The organism is Kineosporia sp. NBRC 101677 (genome assembly GCF_030269265.1).
Classification (GTDB): domain Bacteria; phylum Actinomycetota; class Actinomycetes; order Actinomycetales; family Kineosporiaceae; genus Kineosporia; species Kineosporia rhizophila.
The window spans coordinates 575,221-582,188 of the sequence record NZ_BSTA01000006.1 but is presented as its reverse complement, the minus strand read 5'-3'; the positions used below and the strand labels follow the sequence as shown (position 1 = coordinate 582,188).

At 68.7% G+C, this 6,968-nt stretch carries 5 protein-coding genes and 1 pseudogene; 2 read left to right on the top strand and 4 right to left on the bottom strand.

Features of this window, described 5'->3' with window-relative positions; all coding sequences use genetic code 11:
- The first annotated feature begins 154 nt into the window (after nucleotides 1-154).
- Entirely contained in the window at nucleotides 155-1,339 is a 1,185-nt protein-coding gene (locus QSK18_RS20730) for an FAD-dependent monooxygenase (RefSeq protein WP_285622047.1), read from the top strand.
- A gap of 26 nt (nucleotides 1,340-1,365) precedes the next feature.
- Here the strand turns inward: QSK18_RS20730 and QSK18_RS20725 are convergent, their stop codons facing one another.
- From QSK18_RS20725 to QSK18_RS20715, 3 genes are all read right to left on the bottom strand, one after another.
- Entirely contained in the window at nucleotides 1,366-2,037 is a 672-nt protein-coding gene (locus tag QSK18_RS20725) for a response regulator transcription factor (RefSeq protein WP_285622045.1), read from the bottom strand.
- The gene (locus QSK18_RS20720; protein WP_285622043.1) at nucleotides 2,034-3,215 is read right to left on the bottom strand and encodes a sensor histidine kinase; all 1,182 of its coding nucleotides are present in this window, start codon (nucleotides 3,213-3,215) and stop codon (nucleotides 2,034-2,036) included. The genes QSK18_RS20725 and QSK18_RS20720 overlap by 4 nt, the downstream gene beginning before the upstream one ends.
- A gap of 284 nt (nucleotides 3,216-3,499) precedes the next feature.
- Nucleotides 3,500-4,111 (bottom strand): sigma-70 family RNA polymerase sigma factor, encoded by a 612-nt coding sequence (locus QSK18_RS20715; RefSeq protein ID WP_285622041.1) that lies wholly within the window; start codon nucleotides 4,109-4,111, stop codon nucleotides 3,500-3,502.
- Nucleotides 4,112-4,662: 551 nt separating this feature from the next.
- Here QSK18_RS20715 and QSK18_RS35985 point away from each other — a divergent pair.
- A pseudogene (locus tag QSK18_RS35985) lies at nucleotides 4,663-5,141 on the top strand (thiamine pyrophosphate-dependent enzyme); the annotation flags it as partial.
- Here the strand turns inward: QSK18_RS35985 and xynC are convergent.
- A complete protein-coding gene (xynC, locus tag QSK18_RS20700) occupies nucleotides 5,134-6,891 on the bottom strand; it encodes a glucuronoarabinoxylan endo-1,4-beta-xylanase XynC (RefSeq protein ID WP_285622036.1) in 1,758 nt (585 codons plus the stop codon). The pseudogene QSK18_RS35985 and the gene xynC sit on opposite strands and share 8 nt — an antisense overlap.
- Between the last annotated feature and the right edge of the window lie 77 nt (nucleotides 6,892-6,968).

The window sequence follows — 6,968 nt, the reverse complement described above, 5'->3', positions numbered from 1 at the left end:
GGGTGCAGGTGGCCGGGGCGATCCTGGCGCTGGGTACCGACCCGGCGACCGAACTACCCAGCGAGTCGGCCTTCACCACCGGATTCGTGGTGGCCGGGCTGGTCGCCGGACTGTCATTGCTGGCACTGCGCCGCACTCAGAAGGGAAAGCAGGCATGAGAAGCGTTCTGATCAGTGGAGCCAGCATCGCCGGCCCGGCAACGGCGTACTGGCTGCAGCGTGCCGGATTCACCGTCACGGTGGTGGAGAGGGCCCCGGCGGTGCGCGGAGGTGGCTATCCGATCGATGTGCGCGGAACGGCCGTGGAGGTGGTGCGCCGCATGGGGCTGCTTCCGGAACTGCTGAAGGTGCAGACTGATTCGCGGCACCTGACGTTTCTCGGTCCTGACGGTGGCACCGTCGCTGTGCTCGACCCGCATGCAGTGGCCGGCAGTGTGGCCGGGCGGGATCTGGAAGTTCGCCGGGGCGACCTGGCCGCCGGCCTGTACGGCCTGGTGCGTGACCAGGTGGAGTTCCGGTTCGGGGACGCCGTCGAGACTGTGGTTCAGACCGGGACCGGTGCCGAGGTGACATTCATGAGTGGGCAGAGGCGCACTTTCGACCTAGTGGTCGGCGCCGACGGCATGCACTCGCAGACCCGGCATCGCTCGTTCGGCCCCGAGGAGCACTTCCACCGTTACCTGGGCTACTGCTTCGCCCTCTTCACGGTGCCGAACACCTACGGGATGCATCGAGAGCTCACGATGTGGAATGCCCCCGGTCAGGCGGCGGCACTGTACGCGGTGGGAGAACGCAGAGACGAGCTGCAGGCTTTCCTGACCTTCCACCAGCCGCAGATGCCGACCGGGGCACTACGTGATCGAAAGGCCCAGCGGGATCTGGTGGAGCGAGCCTTCGCAGGGGCGGGCTGGGAGGTTCCAGTTCTTCTGACGGCCCTGCGTGGGGCGGACGACCTGTTCTTCGACACGGCCGCACAGATCCGGATGCCGCACTGGTCGAGAGGACGGGTGGTGCTGGTCGGGGACGCGGCCTACGCGCCGTCGTTCCTCACCGGCCAGGGCACCAGCCTGGCTCTGGTCGGGGCGTACCTCCTAGCCTACGCTTTGGACGCCGAGCCCGACATCGATCGGGCGTTGGTTGACTACGAACACCGTATGCGGCCGTTCGTCACGGCCAACCAGGCTCTGGTCAACAATGGTGCGGCCACGCTCTTCCCGGTCACGGAAAAGGCTCTGCACCAGCGCAATGCCCGGTTGCAAAAGCTGATCAGCATGCCCACCCCGGCGCCCCGTCCGGCCCATTCCGCCGTTCAACTACCAGATTTCGGCGTCCGGGCATGAGATGTATCGGGGCGGCTGGGCCTGAGCTAGGTCTGGCCGCCGTAGACCAGGCCGGTGCGGTAGGCGATGACCACCAGCTGGGCGCGGTCCCGGGCGCCCAGCTTGGTCATGGCGCGCTGCACGTGGGCGCGTACGGTGAAAGGGCTCAGGAACATCTGCTCAGCGATCTCGGGATTCGACAGGCCGGTCGCGACCAGGGCCACCATCTCGCGTTCGCGTGGGGTGAGCGTGGCTAGTTCCTCGGTCGAGGCGCTGTCGGTGTTCTTCGGGGTGGCCAGGAAACGGGCCACCAGGGAACGGGTGGCGGCGGGGGAGAGCAGAGTCTCGCCCTCGGCGATGGTGCGGACGGCGTCGATGAGTTCCTGGGCCCCGATACCTTTGCCGATGAAGCCCCCGGCCCCCGCCCGCAGGGCCTGGGCGACGTGTTCGTCCGTCTCGTAGGTGGTCAGGATGAGGATGTGGCACTCGCTCAGGTCGGGGTCGGTGCTGATCTGGGCAGTAGCGTTCAGGCCGTCTACCTCGGGCATCCGGATGTCCATGATCACCACGTCCGGGCGCAACTGCCGGGCCAGCTGCACCGCCTCACGGCCGTCGGAGGCCTGACCGACCACGGTGATGTCCTCGGCGCTGTCGAGCAGGATCCGGAAGGCCTCGCGCAGCAGGGCCTGGTCGTCGGCGAGCAGCACCCGCAACGTCATCGCAGCTCCTCTGTGGCTGTCGGTACCGGTAGGTGGGCCACCACTGACCAGCCGCCTTCGGCCGCGCGACCCGACCACAGGCGTCCTCCCACGGCCGTGGCCCGTTCCCGCATCCCGATCAGCCCGTAGCCGGGTGGGCGTTCGGCGCGGGCCGGGCCACCGGCGTCGCTGATCTCGACGCGAACGTGATCGGGGTTCCAGGTGAGGTGGACGCGGGCGGTGGCGGTGCCGGCGTGCTTGGTCACGTTGGTCAGGGACTCCTGGACGATGCGGTAGGCGGTGAGGTCGATGGCCGGGGGCAGAGCTTGGGCCGCGCCCTCCTGCTGCAGGGAGACGTCGAGGCCGGCGAGCCGGAACGATTCCAGCAGGGCAGGGATCTGGGCCAGGCCGGGAGCTGGTTCGCCGGGCGCCTCCACGTCACCGGACTGTCGCAGCAAGCCGACCGTGGCCCGCAGGTCGTCCAGGGCATGGCGGGTGGTGCGGACCAGGTCGCCCAGGCTGGCCCGGGTCTGCTCGGGACGGGTGTCGAAGACGTGGGCGGCCACCGTGGCCTGCGCGTTGGCCAGGGTGATCTGGTGGGCGACGAGGTCGTGCAGCTCCCGGGCGATGCGCATCCGTTCCTCGGCCACCCGTCGGCGGGCCTCGTCCTCGCGGGTCTGCTCGGCCCGGCGGGCCCGTTCCTCCACCGCGGTCAGGTAGGCGCGGCGGTTCTGCACAGAGTGCCCGAACACGGCGGCCACCAGCGGGAACGCAGCCACTGCAGCCAGCCTGCTGATGTCCTGCGACGATAGCCCCTCGGCCCACGGCGCGGAAGCGACCACCAGGATTCCCGCTGCCAGCGAGATCGCGCCCAGTGTGCGGCGTTCGGAGCGGGCGCTCAGCGCGTAGGAATAGGCCGCAAACACCGCCGGAGCCACGGTCAGCGGGCTCAGCAGCAGCCCGTCGGCCGTCACCAGTAGCCCACAGCCGATGAGTACCACCATGACAGGTACCGGCGCCCGCCGCCGTAACGGAAGCACTGCGCCCGACACCGCGGCGATCAGGTACGCCGTCAGTGGGGGAGTCGATAGGGAGCCGTCGGCGCGCGCCGCCCCGCCGAGCAGACACAGTGCGGCAGCCACGGCCGCGGTCGTGATCTCGCGCCACCAGGCGCCGGACCTGGGCGGGTGGGCGGACATCAGCGCTCCTTTATGCGTTCCCTCTATCACGGATGCCGGGTCGCACGGGTTCATATCCGTGCCCGGCGGTGAAGCCGGTGAGTTACCGGCCCGTGGTGCGAGGAGACACCGGTCCTCGACCTGGATCCGCGGTCCGTACGGGTGCGGAGGTAATTGTGGCTGAAGTGGGGAAGGTGTGGACGGGGGCAGCGGCCAGGAGTTGCCGATCGATCTGGGAGGACGGCGACCCCGGAATTAGCGGACGCGGGCGACTGGCACGCTCTGCTGCTGCGCCTGGCCGGTGCTCACCAGGCTTCCTGCAGGCCCATCCGCACGGCGTCGCCACGAAGGGTACGAAGGGCGTAGAATAGGCGACTCTTCACTGTGCCGACCGGGATGCCGAGCACGCCGGCGGCCTCGGCCGCAGTGTGTCCCTTGAGGTAGACCTGCTCGACCACGGCGCGGTGCTCGGGCCAGATCGAGGCCAGCAGGTCGCGCACCACCAGCTGCGCCAAAACCCGGTCGGTCTCGTCCGGGACGCTCTGCCCGAGCGAGGCGTCCTGGTACAGGAGTTCCACCTCGGTGGGCCGGACCTTGCGCATCCGGTGCCCATCGATCGCAATGTTATAGGCAACCCGGTGCAGCCAGGAGTTGACCGAGCCCTGCTCCGGGGTCATCCGGTCGATCCGCCGCCAAGCCCGTACGAAGGTCTCCTGCACGATGTCCTCGGCGAGGGCGCTGTCGCCACCCACCAGACGGGTCGCGAACGCCAGCAGGGCGGGGCGGTGGGTGCGGATGAGGTCGGCCAGGCGTTGTTCGTCGGCGTCCGGTCCTGGCCCGGCTGGACAGGGGCGGGTCACAAGGGCCGGGCTGTCCGGGTGATCGTGAACTGCCGGAGGCAGCGCGGTCTGCAGCATGCTCCGACGATTCCAAGGACGGCCGCACTGCAGATATGGGGACATCCCTCCTCCGGAGGGTGCTGTCCCTCTGTGCGAAGAGGGCAAACCCCCCTTGATGGATCTCGGTGTCTGCGCTAGGCATGCCGACCGTGGCCACCTCTCTCCACGCTGAACTGCGCCCGAAGGTTCAGGAGTGGGGAAAGTAAACCCCGGCCCGAGCCGGCACGAGCCGGCACTTGCTGCAGGCGTGAGTTCCGACGGCAGACATTCAGGGCTGCAACCCGTCGAGCCCGAGGCGGCCAGGAACAGCCCGTGGCGCCGGCCAGCGTGCCCGAGACCAGTAGGACAATCCGGACTCCGGATGCTGAGCCGCGGGCGGTGAGACGAGTCTGGGCCGGCTGGGAGACGGCACCGCCGCAGGCCGGGTCGACCAGGCTGAGCCCGTTCTGGTCGAGGTAGACCCCACCGAACTACTCCAACGAAGCCGGCACCCCCGGTCCCGTACCCGGACTGAGTCGTCCGGGGTCCGGTCGACATTGACGACGCAGGCATCGAAGCTGCTGCCTTGCGTGCTCGGCCTGACCGGCCTGGCCACCGGTCAGGGCCTGCCTCTGGCCGCGGGGGCAGCCATTGCCTGCCCACAGCGCCCGGTCGTCTGCCTGGAGGCGGACGGCAGTGCCATGTACACGCTCTCGGCGCTCTGGCCCCACGTCCGTGAGCGCCTCGACATCACCACCGTCATCCTGAACACCGAGCCTAAGCGATCCTGTGCGCCGAACTGAAACGTGTCGGCGCCCGGGCTGAGGGACCGGAGGCGGCGTCGATGATCGACCTGGTCGGTCCTCACCTCGACTTCGTTTCCCTCAGCGAAGGCATGGGCGTACCCGCCACCCGCGCCGGCACCGTGGAGGAGTTGGCCGCCCAGTTCAAGACCGCAACCTCCACCCCCGGGACGCATCTCATCGAGGCCGTCCTCACCGGCAGTCAGTACCCGTCTGCTCCGGACCGCGCAGCTGAGAACAGTCCGGAGCAGATCTGGGTCAGCTGACCTTGACCAGGCGCCAGTTGTGGTTGACGCTGCCGTTGTCGGAGTACTGCACCACCTGAGTGCCCCGGGCGCTGGAGCCGGCGGGCACGGCGAGCACCCTGCCGCTGTTGACGTTGCGGATGCGGTACGAGCCGTCGCTGTTGCTCACCAGGGTCCAGCGGTGGTCGGCGGTGCCGTTGTCGTCCCACTGCAGAACGCGGGCGCTGTCGGCCTTCGACATGTTCTGCACGCCCAGAACCTTGTTGCTGTGGGCGTTACGGAACCGGAACGCGGTGCCGTCCGTGACTCTGACCCACTTGTGGTCGGCCGTGCTGGCGTCGTTCCACACCACGGCCAGGCCACCGTCGGCCTTGGACATGTTCTGCACGCCGAGGACCAGGCCGGTGGCGACGTTGACCAGCTTGTACGTCTCGTTGGCGCCCGTGCTCGGGGTGGTAGCCGGGGTTGTGCCCAGAGGCACCACGAAAGTCATGGCGCTACGGGCGGGCAGAGAGACGGTGAGCGAACCGCCGGACATGGCCAGGGCTGCCTGGGGGGCCACGTTCCGGGTGGCGTCGGTGAGCCAGTTGGCGACGCTGCCCGAGGTGGAGCTGTTGGCCAGGGCGAACTGCTGGCTCACCGCGGAGGTGTTCTTGTTGATGGCCACGATGACGACCGTGTTGTCGTTACGGTAGGCCGAAACCAGCACGCCTGAGGCCGGGTTCGCGGTGGCGTCGATGCGCACATACCCCGGGCGCACGAAGCGCGCGAAGTGCGTCATCAGAGCGCCGCGCTTGCTGATCTGCCCGTTCTCGAGCATGGGGCCGTAGCTGCGCCGCAGGTACCACCACACGTAAGCCTGGAACTCGGCGTCCACCATGGCGCGGTGGATGTGCTCGCCCACGTCCAGGGCCTCGGGCCAGGCGTTGCCCGAGTTGGTGTTGCTGTTGGGGTAGTACACCTCCGTCATCCACAGTTCCTTGCCTGCCCCCTTCTGCTTGAACAGGGGGTAAGCGAAGTTCGAGTACTGCGTGCCGTACAGGTGCGCCCCGAGGATGTCGACGTTGGCCAGCGCCGCGGCGTCATTAAGGATCGGGTCGGACAGGGACTTGGTGTACTGGAACGACTCCGGGGCGATGACCCGGGTGCTGATCGAGCCGGCGTGATCACGCAGGAAGCGGGTGATCTCTGCGGTGGTCCACCACGTCCATTCCTGCGCGTAGTCGGGCTCGTTCTGCATCGAGATGGCGTACAGCTCCACCCCGTTGTTGCGCATGTAGACGGTGAAGTCGTTCAGGTGCTTGGCGTAGGCGGCGTACGAACCGGCCTTGAGACGACGGGCGTTGGTCTGGTTGCCGCGGGTGAAGGTCTCGGTCATCGAGGCCGGGGGGTTCCACGGCGAGGCGAAGACGATGGCGCCGAGTGCGACTGCCCGCTTGGCGGTGGCCAGGTCACGGCTCCAGTCCGCTTCCTTCTCGCCCACCGGGATTCTCAGGATGGAGAATCCGAGTTTGCCCTCGCCGGTGCCGAACGCGGTGTCGCGCTGCGCCGTGGTGAGGTCGCCGATCCAGGCCGCGTGCGTCATCGCGCCGAAGCCTCGGATGGTCTGCCGGCGGGCTGCGGGGTTGATGGCTGCGGGGGCGGCTGAGGCCTGGTTGGCGCCGACCACGAGCGCGGCCACGCCGAGGGCCGGTACCGCGCCCATGGTGGTCAGGATGGTCCGGCGGCCCAGCAGCCTGCGCCCACTCGTCCGGTTCTGATCGTGCGTCATGTCGTGCCTTCCTGGCTGAGCGTGCCGGCCCGCGTCCTGGGGCGACGGGCCGGCACGGTCATGAACTCAGATGGGGG

What these genes read in the sequence shown, in the direction of transcription:
- QSK18_RS20715 (WP_285622041.1), bottom strand. Translation starts at nt 4,111, where the DNA reads ATGCTGCAGACCGCGCTGCCTCCGGCAGTTCACGATCACCCGGACAGC.
- QSK18_RS20730 (WP_285622047.1), top strand. Translation starts at nt 155, where the DNA reads ATGAGAAGCGTTCTGATCAGTGGAGCCAGCATCGCCGGCCCGGCAACG.
- xynC (WP_285622036.1), bottom strand. Translation starts at nt 6,891, where the DNA reads ATGACGCACGATCAGAACCGGACGAGTGGGCGCAGGCTGCTGGGCCGC.
- QSK18_RS20725 (WP_285622045.1), bottom strand. Translation starts at nt 2,037, where the DNA reads ATGACGTTGCGGGTGCTGCTCGCCGACGACCAGGCCCTGCTGCGCGAG.
- QSK18_RS20720 (WP_285622043.1), bottom strand. Translation starts at nt 3,215, where the DNA reads ATGTCCGCCCACCCGCCCAGGTCCGGCGCCTGGTGGCGCGAGATCACG.